Source organism: Pseudoalteromonas luteoviolacea, from assembly GCF_021654285.1.
Classification (GTDB): Bacteria; Pseudomonadota; Gammaproteobacteria; order Enterobacterales; family Alteromonadaceae; genus Pseudoalteromonas; species Pseudoalteromonas luteoviolacea_J.
This window is the reverse complement of the sequence record NZ_JAKFZS010000012.1, coordinates 75231-90764: the sequence shown is the minus strand read 5'-3', so window position 1 is coordinate 90764 and position 15534 is coordinate 75231. Positions and strand designations below refer to the sequence as shown.

Annotated in this window: 15 protein-coding genes; 1 reads left to right on the top strand and 14 read right to left on the bottom strand. The window is 42.1% G+C overall.

The features are described from left to right. Entirely contained in the window at positions 1-297 is a 297-nt protein-coding gene (locus L1077_RS13300) for an EscU/YscU/HrcU family type III secretion system export apparatus switch protein (RefSeq protein WP_063362904.1), read from the top strand. Between the two features lie 221 nt (positions 298-518). On the opposite strand, the gene L1077_RS13295 is transcribed toward L1077_RS13300, so the two are convergent. From L1077_RS13295 to flhB, 14 genes are all read right to left on the bottom strand, one after another. Further along, positions 519-1631 carry a serine hydrolase domain-containing protein gene (locus tag L1077_RS13295; protein WP_237137270.1) on the bottom strand — a complete coding sequence of 371 codons (1113 nt, stop codon included), beginning with the start codon at positions 1629-1631 and terminating at the stop codon, positions 519-521. Between the two features lie 160 nt (positions 1632-1791). Beyond that, on the bottom strand, positions 1792-2217 hold the full coding sequence (locus tag L1077_RS13290; protein ID WP_237137269.1) for a DUF2802 domain-containing protein: 426 nt from the start codon (positions 2215-2217) through the stop codon (positions 1792-1794). Positions 2218-2220: 3 nt separating this feature from the next. After that, a complete protein-coding gene (locus tag L1077_RS13285) occupies positions 2221-2718 on the bottom strand; it encodes a chemotaxis protein CheW (protein WP_023401824.1) in 498 nt (165 codons plus the stop codon). Positions 2719-2742: 24 nt separating this feature from the next. Then, positions 2743-3522 carry a chemotaxis protein CheW gene (locus L1077_RS13280; RefSeq protein WP_237137268.1) on the bottom strand — a complete coding sequence of 260 codons (780 nt, stop codon included), beginning with the start codon at positions 3520-3522 and terminating at the stop codon, positions 2743-2745. Beyond that, entirely contained in the window at positions 3515-4300 is a 786-nt protein-coding gene (locus L1077_RS13275; RefSeq protein WP_237137267.1) for a ParA family protein, read from the bottom strand. Before L1077_RS13275 ends, L1077_RS13280 begins: the two co-directional genes overlap by 8 nt. Positions 4301-4361: 61 nt before the next feature. Further along, positions 4362-5513, bottom strand: coding sequence for a protein-glutamate methylesterase/protein-glutamine glutaminase (locus tag L1077_RS13270; protein WP_237137266.1), 1152 nt, complete (start codon positions 5511-5513; stop codon positions 4362-4364). 85 nt (positions 5514-5598) lie between these two features. Next, complete coding sequence (locus L1077_RS13265) at positions 5599-7881, bottom strand: chemotaxis protein CheA (protein ID WP_237137265.1); 2283 nt, start codon at positions 7879-7881, stop codon at positions 5599-5601. Positions 7882-7896: 15 nt separating this feature from the next. Beyond that, the gene (locus L1077_RS13260; RefSeq protein ID WP_237137264.1) at positions 7897-8664 is read right to left on the bottom strand and encodes a protein phosphatase CheZ; all 768 of its coding nucleotides are present in this window, start codon (positions 8662-8664) and stop codon (positions 7897-7899) included. A gap of 20 nt (positions 8665-8684) precedes the next feature. Continuing rightward, positions 8685-9068: a chemotaxis response regulator CheY gene (gene cheY / locus L1077_RS13255; RefSeq protein ID WP_010364893.1), complete on the bottom strand. Its 384-nt coding sequence runs from the start codon at positions 9066-9068 to the stop codon at positions 8685-8687. 47 nt (positions 9069-9115) lie between these two features. After that, on the bottom strand, positions 9116-9850 hold the full coding sequence (locus L1077_RS13250) for an RNA polymerase sigma factor FliA (protein WP_023401817.1): 735 nt from the start codon (positions 9848-9850) through the stop codon (positions 9116-9118). 2 nt (positions 9851-9852) lie between these two features. After that, a complete protein-coding gene (locus L1077_RS13245) occupies positions 9853-10713 on the bottom strand; it encodes a MinD/ParA family ATP-binding protein (RefSeq protein WP_023401816.1) in 861 nt (286 codons plus the stop codon). Further along, complete coding sequence (gene flhF, locus L1077_RS13240; protein WP_237137263.1) at positions 10706-12217, bottom strand: flagellar biosynthesis protein FlhF; 1512 nt, start codon at positions 12215-12217, stop codon at positions 10706-10708. Before flhF ends, L1077_RS13245 begins: the two co-directional genes overlap by 8 nt. Before the next feature lie 22 nt (positions 12218-12239). Further along, positions 12240-14339, bottom strand: coding sequence for a flagellar biosynthesis protein FlhA (gene flhA / locus L1077_RS13235; protein WP_237137262.1), 2100 nt, complete (start codon positions 14337-14339; stop codon positions 12240-12242). A gap of 58 nt (positions 14340-14397) precedes the next feature. Further along, positions 14398-15528, bottom strand: coding sequence for a flagellar biosynthesis protein FlhB (gene flhB, locus L1077_RS13230; RefSeq protein ID WP_237137261.1), 1131 nt, complete (start codon positions 15526-15528; stop codon positions 14398-14400). Positions 15529-15534: the final 6 nt, after the last annotated feature.

Sequence of the window (15534 nt, the reverse complement as noted above, 5' to 3'; positions counted from 1 at the left end):
ATGGAACAAAAAACAGCCGTTGGGCTATTATATGAAGCGGGTAAATCGCCGGAAGTTGTCTGTAAAGGATTTGGAGAACTCGCTGAAGAGATCATCGCTTTGGCCAAAGAAAAAGACATCATGATCCACGAAGATCCTGCCCTGGTGAAAACGCTCGGGCAACTAGACTTACATGAAGAGATCCCAGAAGAGCTCTATTATGTCATCGCTGAGTTAATCGCATTTTCTTATGTGTTACGCGGTAAATTTCCACCGGGTTGGAAAAATTTTCAGGGCAAGCTAAATATAAAAGCCTAACAATTAGAAATATTAATAACGATATTAATACCTTGTGACACATGGTGCGCACCAATATTTTGTACGCCACTTCAAATCATAAAGTAAACATTTAAACTGCAAACATGAATGAATGTGCTTTTTTGCCTTACTCTCATTGCAAGCAAAATAGTTGGCTAATATAAAAAAGATGACTTTCTGATTTCAATCTCGTTTATTTATATTCTGCTTGCATAGATACTTTATTTGAGCACGTTATAACTCGCCCAAGCCACCGCTCTAGAATAAAAGTCAGGTAATGCATGCTGTTGCAGAGAGTTGATTAACCGCCTACTCCATATACCATCTAAATTGCCATTTGTTAAATAAATATATGTCATATAGTCGTCTTTATTTTCTTGATATAAGACAGACACTCTTACCAATGTGCCGCCATCATGTCCTGCCGTCGACCAATGCCCCACTTCGTCGGTATTCCACCCCAAGGCAAAGTAATTTGTCATACCGTTTTTAAGCTTCTGCGGCCGCCAAAAGTCAACTAACAGGGTTTTATTGATCAACTTGCCTTCCATCAAGCCACTCAAGAAAAGATTTAAATCGTATGCCGTCGAATAAGCGCCTGTATGGGCAATACTATAACGAGGAAAGACATAACCATTGGGTTTTAAACTATCTCCCCCATTTGACAGGTATGAACGCACAACGCCTTTAGTAAGGTGATCAACATGAAAAGCGGTGTTGGTCATTTTTAAAGGGCTAAATATGCGTGTTTTAACTAATGACTCATAAGATTGCCCAGTCATAGATTCTAATAGCGCTTTGAGCAGCATATAGTTTGTTTGCGTATACTGAATTTGAGTATTTAATTCAAAGATAGGCTGTTGGGCCCCGAGTTTTTCTATCACCGCATCTTGGTTACTTGGCGCCACTACTTCTTGGTTAGACATAACAAAGTACTCAGGCAGCCCTGATGTATGGTTCATTAAAGCGTTGATAGGTATATGTTGCCAATGACTTGGTAACTTAACATACTCACCTATACGGTCACTTAGTTTAATTTGCTGTTTTTCTACAAGTTGATACACAAGCACATTGGTGAACAGCTTACTTACAGAAAAAATTGGAAACATGCTGTGCTCGTTTAACTTTATATCCTCTTTTTGCTGAGAGGTATCTAATGCATAGTTAAACTTTATATTACCATTATTACTAACTAATACTGCTTGGGAGGGTATACCATGTTGTAGCGCATTATTATGAACCTGCTGGATCAACTTATTTTGCAAAGATAAATCAGTTTGCGCACAGCCCACAAGCATCAAAAAAATAATAAAACAAATTAATCGATAAACCATTCACTTTCCTTGGTGAAACTCAATTACTACTATTGTCGCATCGTATACTATCTAATTATTGTCTAGTAATCGAGCGTATTTAGACTTATGTTTTCATAATTCTGAGGTCATGAGCAGTATTTTATATATGTAATAAAAAAGGTGCCCTTTGGCACCTTTACTAAGATTTGTTATGTAGAGACATAAGCAACTCGGCTTCTGCTCTGGGGAGCTCACACTCTCTCATTATTTCTTCTAAATCTGCACCAAGCTCAACCATCTTGACCGCTCGAGAGTATATTTTTGCATCTGGGTCATCATACTTTTGGGCAGCTTGTTGTTGAGCTAAATCTTTTGCAAAAGTTTCACACTCAACAAGCCGCTTTCCAATACTCAGCACACTTGCTCTTACTTCTGCGATTTCACTTCTTAAAATACTAATTTGTTCAGCATCACTATGTGATTGCTTGTGTAACCTCGCAGCATTGTTTTGGGTTTGTTGTAAGCGTTTGCTAAATAAAAACAACAAACCTAAACAAGTTAAGCTGACAACGCATGATACGACCACAAGTACAATGAGTACGTCATCTAAATTTACTGCCGCCACAAGTTACAAATGACTCAGCTCATCCCACTCATCATCACTGAGTAGTTTGTTCAAATCAACCAAGATCAGTAGCTCACCTTCGCGATTAGATACGCCTTGGATGAACTTGGCGCTTTCTTCAGTGCCAATGTTTGGCGCACTGTCAATCTCAGAGCTGCGTAAGTAAACAACTTCTGCAACGCTATCGACCAAAATACCAATCACTTGCTTTTCAGCTTCGATTATCACGATACGTGAGTTATCAGTCACTTCTGCACTCATCAGTCCAAAACGTGCACGTGTATCTATTACTGTTACAACGTTACCACGCAAGTTGATGATACCTAGTACATAGCTTGGTGCACCTGGTACAGGCGCAATTTCAGTGTAACGAAGTACTTCTTGTACCTGCATTACATTGATACCGTATGTTTCTTCCTCTAGCTTATATGTCACCCACTGTAGGACTTCATCATTACTATCGGCATTTTTATCTGCAGAAAGTATTCTTTCTTGGCTCATGATTAAACTCCAGATTGATGCTAGTTACTGCTCTCGGCTATCGAGGCCTTGTTCTAGCAACCTATTTAAATTCTCTACGTCAATAAGCGCACACATTTTTTCTTTAATAACGCCCGCAAGCCATGGACGTTTACCACATGCTGTTCGCCATTTTACATCATCAGCAGTGAGTGTAATATTATTGACTAACTTTTCTGCTAGCAGCCCCCATTGGCTATCTCCTAACATTATCAAATATTGATAATTAAGCTGAGATTCCAATTCAGGGGTAAACTTTTCAGGCATAACCCACCTAGCAGTATCAACAACGTTCAGCTTCTCTTCACGGTTCAGCATCACACCTTTAAACCACTTAGGTTTTCCAAATAACTGATTGACCTCTGTAAGCTGATGAATGCCACCCAGCGCTTGCAAAGGAACAGCCAACGTCAGTCCAGCTACTTCAAAGAATAAAGCCTGAAACTCCCCTTCAATAAAAGCTTCTTTTGCAGCACTCTTAGCAGGTGCTTGTTCTTTGATAATAGTTGTATTTTCAGTTATCTCAAGCTCTTGAGTTGGCATCACTGGAGTTTCTTGCAGAACCTTCTCTACAATCTTCTCCTGTGGCTGAGCTTTTACCTCAACATCTGCTTTTAATGCGTCTTTATTCTCGATTTGTTCGAGTAGTTGCTTTTGTGCGTCAGGCACAGATTCAAGCAGCCTTGCAACTGGCGCAAGTGCAACATCCTGGTCATCCTCTTCTTGCAATAAGGCTCCTAGATATTGTTTCATCACTTGTTCATTTGCAAACAGGTGCTTACTCATTCTTACCTCTTTCTAATTCACCAATATGCTCAAGTAAGGCTCGATATGCATACACGCCTCTTGATTTGGGGCAGAATTGTACCGGAACCTTCTGTGCCAAGCTAGCATCTCTGAATTTAGTATCAACAGGTATAACTCCCGGCCACACTTTATCCTGATAAGATTCTACTAAGGATTTGTACGCTTCCAAAGATGCTTTCGTACGCTTATCGTACATTGTAGGGACTATAGTATATTGATATTGCTTAGAATGCGAACTTTGCATTAATGTCATTGTTCGCATCATTCTATCAAGCCCTTTTAATGCCAAAAATTCGGTCTGTACTGGAATTAAAATGCGCTCACTTGCTGCCAGCGCATTGACCATCAACACACCAAGCACAGGGGGACAATCTAAAATTGCGTAGTCATAATAGTCGCTAATTTTAGCTAACGCTTTTTTTAATATAAGGCCCATGCCCGAGCGATTCCCCATACTTCGATCAAGCGTTGCAATCGCCATTGTCGCAGGTAGGATATCTAAATTCTCAACGGTTGAAGGACACAAGGCTTGCAATATTTCTTCGCTTTGCATATTGGAGCCGCGGATAAAAATATCATAAACACTCACCTCTAGATCTTCAGAATCTATACCAAAGTAATATGTCAGTGATGCATGTGGGTCAGTATCGATTAATAATACCTTTTTACCTTCAGCGGCAAGAATGCCGCCCAAGCTAACCGCAGTAGTTGTTTTACCTACACCACCTTTTTGATTCGCTACCGTCCAAATTTTCACTTTATTATTTTATTCCTTTGTGACTTTCATGACAAAGCTGCAACTATCAAGTTTGTATCTCTTAAGCAATCCCCAGCTCTTTATTGATCCGCAGCGCAACATCTTGTAAAGCTAAACTTTCTGATGACAATCCAGCTGCGGCTACTGCTTGAGGCATACCATATACAACACAGGTCTTTTCGTCTTGAGCCCAAATCGTTGCACCAACTTGTTTCAGCATGCGTGCACCATCTCTTCCGTCAGCGCCCATACCTGTTAACACGATTGCCAACACATCTCCTGAATAGGCCTTTGCCGTACTTGCAAAGGTAACGTCAACGCATGGTTTATAAGTGATCCTAGGGCTATCGTCCTCAAACACCTTCAGCGTTTTACTGCCACCTCTAGACTCTACCATCATTTGCTTACCACCTGGCGCCAAATATGCGACACCCGGCATAAGTTTATCGCCCTGCTCAGCTTCTTTAACCTTAATTTTGCACAAACTATTTAATCGCTGTGCAAACGCAGGAGTAAACGCGGCAGGCATGTGTTGGATTAGCAAAATGGGGTGAGGGAAATTAGCAGGTAGTTGCGTCAAAATGGTTTGAAGAGCAACAGGCCCGCCTGTAGAAGTACCAATTGCAACTACCTTATATGATTTTCCTGACGCTTTAAAACTACGTTGTGGCGTGGTTTCTGTCGGCGCTTTTTGAAAGCTTCGGTCTGGTTGCGCAACCGTAGAGCTGCTCCTCAAATTCGAAACGGGCTTAGGCGATGTGCTAGCCGGCGTTGTAGGCTTCGCAGTCGTCATAGGACGAGTGAAGCGGCTTACACGCTTTCTACCAATTTCTTTAACCTTAGTTTGTAATGCTCGGGTAGCTTCTTCGCTGTTACGGGCTATATCCTCAAACTTTTTCGGCAAAAAGTCGACAGCCCCTGCGTCTAGCGCATCTAAAGTTGCGCTTGCACCCTCTCGGGTTAACGATGAAAACATCAAGATTGGTGTTGGGTTACTCTGCATTATTTTTTTAACGGCGCTAATACCATCTAATACAGGCATTTCAACGTCCATTGTTATCACATCAGGTCTCAACTTACTTGCTTTTTCAACAGCCTCTTGACCATTAACTGCAAAGTCAATGACCTCAATTCCTGCATCTTTTTCTAGTATTTCACTTACACGACGACGGAAAAAACTTGAGTCATCAACAACTAATACTTTTACTGCCATTGGCATCGCTCTTTTTTATGTTACAGATCCGAAAAGTGGTGCCTTTAGCACCACTAAATTCGGTGACAACAAACAACATTGAATGTTATTTGCCTGCGTAATGCTTCAACATACTTGGTACATCAAGGATCAAGGCTATACCACCATCTGAAGTAATAGTCGCACCAGCCATACCTGGCGTACCTTGTAGTAAGGAATCGAGAGGTTTAATCACCACTTCTTCTTGACCAATCAATGAGTCAACTACAAAACCAACTTGTTGAGTACCTATTTGTACTATAACGACATGTCCTTCGGCTTTTTTCTGATTAATGTCCGTGCCTTTCACCAACCAATGTTCAAGATAAAACAGTGGAATCGCTTTCTCACGCACAATTATCGTTAGCTGACCATCAACTACATTTGTTTTTGTCAAATCAAGGTGGAATATTTCACTAACACCCGCAAGTGGTAATGCAAATGTTTGCTGACCAACCATCACCATTAAGGTTGGTAGAATAGCTAGTGTCAGCGGCACCTTAATTTCTAGGATAGTACCTACACCCAACTCAGATTGGATGTTAACTTGACCATTCAGCTGCGTGATCTTCGTTTTAACTACATCCATACCAACACCTCGGCCTGAGATGTCAGAAATTTCTTCTTTAGTTGAGAAACCTGGTGCAAAAATTAGATTGTAGGCTTCAGTATCAGATAACCTGCTTGCCTGATCTGAATCGATAACGCCTTTACTTATTGCTATTTTCTTAAGTTTTTCAGGGTCCATACCCGCACCATCATCTCTGATAGTCAATAGAATATGGTCACCTTCTTGCGAAGCAGATAATGTAACTGTACCTGTACGAGATTTGCCGCCCGCCTCACGGACGTCTGGCATCTCAATACCATGGTCTACAGAGTTTCTAACCAAGTGCACTAACGGATCAGCCAATGCCTCAACTAAGTTTTTATCTAGATCTGTATCTTCACCTTCAAGGATCAGATTGATGTCTTTTTTAAGGCTTCGAGCCAAATCTCTTACAACTCTTGGGAATCTACCAAATACCTTTTTGATAGGCTGCATTCGGGTCTTCATGACCGCGCCTTGCAAATCGGCGGTCACCACATCTAGATTTGATATGGCTTTACCCATTGCCTCACTGTTGCTGTTATTAGCAAGGCTGACCAGACGGTTACGTACTAATACAAGTTCCCCAACCATGTTCATTATTTGGTCTAGTCGTTTTGTATCAACACGAACCGTCGTTTCTGCCTGTGCAGCAGGTTTTTTCTGGGCACCGCCTTTAGGCTCTGCTTTTGCAGGCGCAGCTTTAGACTCTGCTTTTGCAGGCACAGCTTTAGGCGCTGGCTTGGCTGCAGGTTTAGGCGTTTCAGCTTTTGGCGCTGGCTTTGGTTTCGCTACAGGAGGCGTCGGTGCTTCTGTTTTGGGAGCCGGCACAGGAGCAGCTCCAGATGGCTCTTCTAAATTTTTTGGCGCTTGACCTCTACCGTGGAGCTCATCAAGCAAAGCCTCAAATTCATCATCATTAATTTCTTCATCACCACCACTTGGCGCACTCTGAGAAGCTGCCGGAGGTGGGCTTGATGGTGTTGGCGTATTGGATGCTTGTCCGCTTGGTGCTGGTGTAGCTTCGTTTTGAGCACCGAACTTACCCACACCATGTAATTCATCCAACAAACTATCGAATTCGTCGTCTGTAATATCGCCATCATTTACATTGGCTGGAGGAGCGGACGGCGCAGCTGATGGTGCTTGCGGTTCTTCAGCTGCGGGCCCATTACCTGAACCATGAAGTTCATCCAATAGACTTTCAAATTCTTCTTCCGTGATTTCATCAATACTGTCAGACGTAGCCGGTTCACCTGAGTCCGTGTCTCCAATATCAAACAAGACGTCATCTTCAGGTTCGCTAACAGGTTCTGGCTCTGGAACAGGTTCTGCGGGAGCCGATGGTGTGACGATTTCTTCGTCAGCAGACTCTGGCTGGCTGAGCTTGTGCAAGACATCTAGTAATTCTTGGTCTGCGGGTTCTGGCTGCTCGCGATTTTGAATACACGCGAACATATCATTTATCGTATCGAGCGACTGCAAGATCACATCCATCAATTCAGGATTGACCGAGCGTTGTCCTTGCCTTAATACATCGAAAACATTTTCAGCACCATGACAGGCATCAACGAGCTCGTTCATGCCTAAGAAACCAGCTCCACCTTTCACAGTGTGAAACCCTCTGAAAATTGCATTCAGCAAATCTTTGTCATCTGGGTTATTTTCTAATTCAACAAGTTGCTCAGATAACAGTTCGAGTATTTCTCCAGCTTCAACAAGAAAGTCTTGTAAGATATCTTCATCGACTTCAAAGCTCATTATTATACTCTCCTATTAGAAACCCAAACTAGATAACAAATCATCAACTTCATCTTGACCAGACACAACATCATCTCGTTCTTCAGCGTCAATGATAGGCCCTTCAGGACCAGATAGTTCATCAGTGGGGGTTTCAACTACTTCTTGTGGTTGTTCAGCCGTATTAAGTTGACCCACTTCTGTCGTGCCGAAAACAGTCAATAGGTGTATTAAGCTGTCCTCTACCTCTCTAACAAGCTCTATGACTCGCCGAATAACCTGACCGGTTAAATCTTGATAATCTTGTGCCATTAAGACATTCGTCATCAAGCTTTGTAATTCGTCGGTGCGGCCTTGTGAAGATTGCATAAAGTCGTTTAAGTCGTGACACAGAGATTTAAACTCTCCAAGTTGTATATCACGACTCATCAACCTATCCCAGGTAGGCTTGATCTCAGAAAGGTCATCAGCCAGCTCTTGAGCAAGCGGTAGACTCGCTTCAACCGCATCCATCGTTTTATTTGCAGCGTTTTCTGTCATTTCCATAACATAGTTTAAACGTTGCTTAGCATCTGGCAGGGCTTCTGTAGTTAAATCTGATAAACGCGTGTCTAACTCGAAGTTTTTCAACGACTCGTGTAACTGGCGTGTCAATTTTCCGACTTCAGCAAATAACTCAGATTGTTCTTTGTTAGTTGCTTCAATTAAAATTTGATCAGCTTTTTCTTGTTCACCGTTTTCAAGATACTCAACAAGTTGCTTCGCTTGCTCTAATGTAATTTGTGGCGCAGAGGATTCTGACATAAGCCTATCCTTACTTGTAACTAGCCTAAGCGTTCAAAAACTTTTTCTAACTTAGTTTTCAATGTTCCAGCAGTGAATGGCTTAACGATATAACCATTCACGCCCGCTTGGGCTGCTGCAACAATTTGTTCTTTTTTGGCTTCTGCAGTTACCATAAGCACGGGAATATGCTTGAGGCTATCGTCGGCTCTTATTGCTCTCAACAGGTCGATGCCTTGCATACCTGGCATGTTCCAATCTGTAACAACAAAGTCAAATTCTTGATTTTGCAACATTGGAAGCGCAGTGCTGCCATCATCTGCCTCTTGAACATTTGTAAAGCCTAAGTCTCTCAAAAGGTTTTTGATTATTCTTCTCATTGTAGAGAAATCATCAACCACGAGAATTTTCATGTTCTTATCCAAAACTTCCTCCGGTGAGGTTTGAACCTAAAAAAATATTAAAATGTACTCTAATTAATCCAGTCATTTATCTTGGCTCTGAGTTTAATCATAGCCTGACCGTGAATCTGACTCACTCGAGACTCGCTCACATCTAGGATCTGGCCAATCTCTTTTAAATTCATTTCATCGTTGTAGTACAAAGACAAAACCATTGCATCACGCTCAGGTAGAGTTTTTATTGCTTCTACTAACGACTCATTAAAGCGCTCATTCTTAACGTTATTGAATGGTTTGTCTAGCGCTAAATCACTGCCTGCAGGTGAAATTACGTCTTGGTCGACACCTAAGTCTTCAATGCCAATAATTTTACTTGCATTCACGTCATGTAAAATATGATGGTACTCATCTAAGGGAATATCAAGTTTTTCAGCGATTTCAGTGTCTTTAGGCTCACGACCTAAAGCAGTTTCCAACTCTGATATCGCCTCAGCCACCATACGACTATTTTTGTGAACTGAGCGCGGGGCCCAGTCACCACGGCGTATCTCGTCTAACATGGCTCCTCGAATTCGAATCCCAGCAAAGGTTTCAAAACTTGCTCCTTTACTAGCATCAAAATTTTTCGTTGCCTCAATCAAGCCTATCATTCCTGATTGAATGAGATCATCAAGCTGAACACTTGCTGGCAGTCTTGCAAGTAAATGACAAGCCACTTTTTTGACTAAAGGTGTATGACGCTCGACCACCTTATTCAGATGGTCTGCTGTTTGATATCCCGCCATTCGATTGACCGGTGTAGCCATAATTACCCGTTAACTAACTGCTCAATGAAAAACTCTAGATGACCCGAGGGCTGATGAGGCACTGGCCATTTCACAGCTTTACTTGCTAACCCTCTAAAAGCAACTGCAGCAGGAGAGTTAGGGTAGAGTTCAACAATGGTTTTTTGACGGCGAGATGACTTTCGCATGTTTTCATCGAAAGGAATTGTCGCGACTAGCTCTAGCGCAACATCTAAAAATCGATCGGTTACTTTGGACAACTTAGCAAATAGCTCCTGGCCTTCACGCAAGCTTCTTACCATATTCGCGACAATCTTAAATTTGTACACGCCATGCTCTCTACTAAGTACTTTAATCAGTGCATATGCATCGGTAATAGATGTTGGTTCATCACAAACCACGACCATCACGTCTTGAGCTGCTCTAGAGAAGCTCAATACCATATCCGATATGCCAGCGGCGGTATCGACGATTAAAACATCAAAGTCATTACTCAGCTCGCTAAAAGCACGAATTAAGCCGGCATGTTCTGCTGGGCTCAGTTCAACCATGTTTTGTGAGCCTGATGTGGCTGGCACAATTCTGATTCCGGCTGGTCCCTCTACTAAAATCTCATCAAGTTCACATTCGCCAGATAGCACATGAGATAAATTACGCTCAACACGCAACCCTAGCATTACATCACAATTTGCTAATCCAAGGTCAGCATCTAAAACTAATACTCTATGGCCTTGTTGTCCTAACGCAATTGCAGTATTTAATGAAACATTAGTCTTACCGACTCCTCCTTTACCACCAGTTACTGCTATTACTTTTACTCCGTGGTTACTTTTTTGATTCATTTTACGCAGGCCACTTGCTTGATCTAAAACTGTATTAATCATACATTCCTACTGTCTGGGACGCCACTGCTTCACGTCGTGAATGTTGTGCTTTTGTTCTTTTTAAATACAATTGCTCAGCCTTTTTAACTAATTTTTGAGCATTTGCTACGCGAATGTCTTCTGGCACTCGCTGTCCGTTGGTAAGATACCCTATTGGTAAACGATTTTGAATCGCTATGCTAATAATCTCACCTAAACTTAGACATTCATCAAGTTTTGTAAAAATGCAACCACTCAAATTAACTTTTTTGAAGTGGTTAACAGTTTCTTGTAAAACATGCATTTGCGAAGTTGCACTCAATACTAAATAACTACGAATATCAACTCGTGAGCTACGCATCAACGTATTTAGCTGCTCCGTCAAACGTAAGTCTCTTTGACTCATGCCTGCAGTATCTATTAATACTAGACGTTTATTTCGCAAATGATAAAGAACTTCTGCTAACTCATTTGCATCTTTAACTTGCTTTACCGGACAGCCAATAATTCTACCATAAGTTGCCAACTGCTCGTAAGCACCAATTCTATAAGTATCTGTTGTAATTAAAGCAACCTTGTCTGCACCATATTTTTGTGCCCCCAACGCAGCTAATTTTGCAACTGTGGTCGTTTTTCCTACACCCGTTGGCCCAACCATAGCATAAACACCACCTTGGCGTAGGATATCATTATTAGTCGTATGCATCTGATTTACAACCATATTCAGTAATGCACTCCATGCCTCTTTTCGAGACACATCGTCAGGAATGAAACATGCCATTTGTTCAGCCACATCAGCACTAATGCCCATCCCTTGTAATCTATCCACTAAACACGCTCTTGTTGGGTCGCGACGATCCATCTCCTGCTTCATCAGGCCTGATAGCTGGTATTCTAATAATTGACGGATCGCATTCATCTCATCACGCATAGAACTCATTTCATCCTGAGAGGTACTATTGGCACTACTGGATACTGGCTGGCTATCAAGTTCTGAGTCTAACTCATCGCCAAAGTCCCAATCAGACGAAATTGGTTCAGCATGCTTAACAGGACGAGGACGCGCAGTCTGAGGTGATGAAGTGTGCACATCATTAAACGCTGGCTGCTGCTCGGCTTTTGGTTGGAAAAGGTCGCCAGTATCAATACCTGATTGAGAAAACATTGAAGCAAGCTCAGGTGAACGAGGCTTTGGTGCTTGTCGCTCCAAAAGGGCTTCTAAGCTGTCAGCGACTTTTGCTTGAGGTTGTTGCGCTTGAGGGCGACGTGTTTGAGGCTTAACAACTCTAGCTGGTTGGCTATACGTCGGTTTTTGCATCGTTGCTGCTGAGGCCATTTCAGGACGAGCCTCAGTCGCAGCAGTTTGCGACTGAGGTGCCACTCTATCATTGTCAATCGCTGCAACAATTTCTACACCATCTGCCAACTTTTTATTTGACATAATTACGGCATCTGCGCCCAGTTCATCTTTTACTTCTTTCAAAGCTGTACGCATATCTTTTGCAAAAAATCTTTTAATCTTCATGACTCAGCACCTCGTTCCTCTATTATTGCCCAACAGAGCTAATGATCTTGATTTGTCTTTCGTCGGGTACTTCCTGATAAGACATTACTCTTAAGCCAGGGATAGTATGTTTAACAAATCGAGATAAAACACTTCTTAACATACCTGAGGTTAATAAGATGGACGGCTCGCCTAGCATTTCTTGCGTTTGATGCGCTTCTCTCAATGAACCTTGAAGTCGCTCTGCAAGACCTGGCTCTATGCCTGCCCCCTCATCACCTGCGTTCTGAAGTGACTGATGCAACATCTGTTCCAACTCGGGCGCCAATGTTATGACAGGTATCTCATCAGCGTTTCCAACGGCGTCTTGAACGATTAATCTTCTTAGTGATATACGCACTGCAGCCGTTAATACATCTGGGTCTTGGCTTCTTGGACCATATTCGACAAGGGTTTGTACAATTGATCTCATATCTCTAATTGCAACGCCTTCGTTTAGTAAGTTTTGCAGCACTTTTACAATGGTTGTCAGAGGTAGAATGTCTGGCACTAAGCCTTCCACTAAACGAGGGTGGCTCTTCGCTAGCATATCTAATAAGTTTTGTACTTCTTCATGGCCAAGCAGTAAAGATGCGTTATTTGTCAGCAATTGACTTATATGTGTAGCTACAACTGTGGCAGCATCCACTACTGTGTAACCTAAAGAATGCGCCTCATCTTTTTGGTCTGGTTTTATCCACACAGCTTCCAAGCCGAAAGCGGGATCTTTTGTCGCCACACCTTGAATAGGACCAAAGACTTGCCCAGGATTAATTGCTAACTCATCGCCATGTTTTAATTCACCATCACCAGAGCCTACACCCATAAGTGTTATCTTGTATGCGTTTGGGTCTAATTCTAAGTTGTCGCGAATATGGACAGGCGGGACAAGAAAACCAAGCTCTTGTGATAACTTTTTACGCACGCCCTTTATACGGCTCAATAGCTCACCACCTTGTGCCTGATCAACAAGTGGGATCAGGCGATAACCTACTTCTAAGCCGATGACATCAACAGGTTGGACGTCATCCCACCCAAGCTCTTTTTGATCTTGTTGCTTATTAGCAACCTGAGTCCCTTTAGCTTCTTGCTCAGCCTCTTGTGCTGCAACTTGCGCTTTGTGACGTTTTGAATAGTAGGCTAGACCACCAATCAAGGATCCCAACCCTAGAAAAGCGACATGAGGCATGCCTGGTACTAAACCCATCACAATTAAGATACCAGAGGCGATATATAAAGACTTTTCATTACCTAATTGCTGAGTTACCTGCTCCCCCATGTTATGAGATTCATTTTGACGCGTCACAACAATCGCGGTACCAATTGATAATAATAGCGAAGGTAGCTGGGCAACTAAGCCATCACCTATTGTCAAAAGTGTGTAAACTTCCATAGCGCGTGAAAAAGTTAAGTCATGTTGTACCATGCCAACAAATAGACCACCGATAATATTGATAGCCAAAATAACAATACCCGCAATGGCGTCACCTTTTACAAATTTACTCGCACCATCCATCGAACCATAGAAGTCAGCTTCTCTAGTCACTTCATCACGGCGAGTACGCGCTTCTTCTGCAGAAATAAATCCAGCATTCAAATCAGCATCAATAGCCATTTGCTTACCTGGCATAGCATCTAGAGTGAAACGTGCAGAAACTTCCGAGATACGGCCCGCACCTTTGGTGATTACCACAAAGTTAATGATGATAAGGATCAAAAATACAACTAAACCAACCGCATAATTACCGCCAATAACCACCGAGCCAAATGCTTCAATAACTTTACCAGCGGCATCACCGCCATTGTGACCTTCAAGAAGTACAACTCGAGTGCTGGCAACATTCAAAGCAAGCCTCATGATTGTCGCAATTAAAAGCACTGCTGGAAACATACCAAATTCAAGTGGCTTCATGGTGTAAACAGTTACCAAGAGCACAACTAGTGCCAGTGCAATATTAAATGAAAATAAGATATCTAATAAAAACGGCGGCATGGGCAAAATAACCATACCTAATGCAGCAAGAACGAGCAAAGGCGTACCAACCCCCTTTGCATAGTCTTTTTTGTCTCGATTAATTTGTTGTAAAACCGCTTTAAAATCCATAACTTATCAACTTCAATTTATTGACGCAGATTAATTAAAGCAAACTCCGTTCCAACTATTAATGTTTGAGGCTATCAGGAATAGGTAAATCTTTACTTAATTTTGTCGGTTTTCTGCCTCGGCCCTTGTTGAACTTTTTCAATTGGAAAACATATGCAAGTACTTGCGCGACTGCGGTAAATAGTTGATCCGGGATTTGGTCACCTACTTCTGTTGTATGATACAAAGAGCGCGTCAAAACTGGGGACTCAACGATAGGCACCTCATTACCTTTAGCAACTTTTCTTATTTGCATGGCTAGCTCGTCTACACCTTTTGCAATGACTATTGGTGCTCCAGCTTTTTCAGTATCATATTTCAAAGCAACGGAGTAATGGGTTGGGTTTGTGACCACAACGTCAGCATCGGGCACATCTTGCATCATACGACGTTGAGACATTTCTCTTTGCGTTCTTCTGATCCGTGCTTTTATCTGTGGATCACCTTCAGAGTTTTTATATTCATCTTTTACTTCTTGCAGAGTCATTTTTAATTGCTTGTGATGAGTGTAGCTTTGATAAGGCGCATCGATAGCAGAAATGATAATCATGGTGCAGCTTAGAGCTAAAAATAACCACCCCAGTATTTCCAAGGAGTGCAGCACACTGCCAGGGGCTGACTCAATACTTAGGTGTAAAATGTCATAAAATAGCCAAGTGATAAATAATATTGCAAAGCCAGCAACCAACACAAACTTTAAAACAGATTTAAGCAGTTCTATTGCAGCTTGAGGGCCAAACATACGCTTAACCCCTTTCATAGGAGACATCTTGCTTGCTTTTGGGGCTGCTGCTTGCCAGCTAAAATTAAAGCCTCCTAGCAGGGTGTTACCTATGATACCTGCAACCGTAATAATTAGTACAAACATGGACATAGGGAAAAATAATTCAGAAAATGCATCGCCCCAAACAGAAAACATTTTTGTCGTATCATAAGTCTCATTGCGATTGAGAGTGAGCATACGCCCCATTATATTATAGAGACCTTTTGCAATATCAGCGCCATACAGAATGAGCGCTACAGCTGAAAAGATAAGCACAAAAGTCGTACCTAACTCTTTCGAGCGAGCAACCTGTCCTTTGCTTCTGGCATCACTAATTTTTTTTGCGGTGGGTTCTTCGGTACGTTCTTGACCTGAATCTTCTGCCATTCCAGC

Bases quoted from the DNA above. Each gene is read 5' to 3' on its own strand.
- L1077_RS13300 (WP_063362904.1), top strand. From the start codon at position 1: ATGGAACAAAAAACAGCCGTTGGGCTATTATATGAAGCGGGTAAATCG.
- L1077_RS13295 (WP_237137270.1), bottom strand. From the start codon at position 1,631: ATGGTTTATCGATTAATTTGTTTTATTATTTTTTTGATGCTTGTGGGC.
- L1077_RS13285 (WP_023401824.1), bottom strand. From the start codon at position 2,718: ATGAGCCAAGAAAGAATACTTTCTGCAGATAAAAATGCCGATAGTAAT.
- L1077_RS13280 (WP_237137268.1), bottom strand. From the start codon at position 3,522: ATGAGTAAGCACCTGTTTGCAAATGAACAAGTGATGAAACAATATCTA.
- L1077_RS13270 (WP_237137266.1), bottom strand. From the start codon at position 5,513: ATGGCAGTAAAAGTATTAGTTGTTGATGACTCAAGTTTTTTCCGTCGT.
- L1077_RS13265 (WP_237137265.1), bottom strand. From the start codon at position 7,881: ATGAGCTTTGAAGTCGATGAAGATATCTTACAAGACTTTCTTGTTGAA.
- L1077_RS13260 (WP_237137264.1), bottom strand. From the start codon at position 8,664: ATGTCAGAATCCTCTGCGCCACAAATTACATTAGAGCAAGCGAAGCAA.
- L1077_RS13250 (WP_023401817.1), bottom strand. From the start codon at position 9,850: ATGGCTACACCGGTCAATCGAATGGCGGGATATCAAACAGCAGACCAT.
- L1077_RS13245 (WP_023401816.1), bottom strand. From the start codon at position 10,713: ATGATTAATACAGTTTTAGATCAAGCAAGTGGCCTGCGTAAAATGAAT.
- flhF (WP_237137263.1), bottom strand. From the start codon at position 12,217: ATGAAGATTAAAAGATTTTTTGCAAAAGATATGCGTACAGCTTTGAAA.
- flhA (WP_237137262.1), bottom strand. From the start codon at position 14,339: ATGGATTTTAAAGCGGTTTTACAACAAATTAATCGAGACAAAAAAGAC.
- flhB (WP_237137261.1), bottom strand. From the start codon at position 15,528: ATGGCAGAAGATTCAGGTCAAGAACGTACCGAAGAACCCACCGCAAAA.